This is a genomic window from Nocardiopsis salina YIM 90010 (genome assembly GCF_000341025.1).
Taxonomy (GTDB): domain Bacteria; phylum Actinomycetota; class Actinomycetes; order Streptosporangiales; family Streptosporangiaceae; genus Nocardiopsis; species Nocardiopsis salina.
This window is the reverse complement of sequence record NZ_ANBF01000111.1, coordinates 1-260: the sequence shown is the minus strand read 5'-3', so window position 1 is coordinate 260 and position 260 is coordinate 1. Positions and strand designations below refer to the sequence as shown.

1 pseudogene is annotated in these 260 nt (G+C 71.2%); it reads left to right on the top strand.

The window, feature by feature from the left end:
• A pseudogene (locus tag D474_RS28445) lies at nt 1-260 on the top strand (dTMP kinase); the annotation flags it as partial.

Below are 260 nucleotides of genomic sequence, written 5' to 3'. Positions count from 1 at the left end.
CGGGGGGCCCGCCGTCATCGGTGTGGGCCGCGCTCACGTGGAGGCGCTCGGAGCCGGCAACGGCGGTTTCGGTGTGCTCTTCGCCGCGGTCTTCGGCGGTGCAGCCCTGGGCATGGTCGCCGGTCCGCGCCTGCTCAAGAAGTTCAGCCGCCGCCGCCTGTTCGGGCTCGTGCTCGTGCTCGCCTCGATCGCGCTGCTGTTCACCGGCCTGGTCTGGGACATGGTGCTCTCGGCCGTTCTCGTGCTGGTACTCGGCTTCG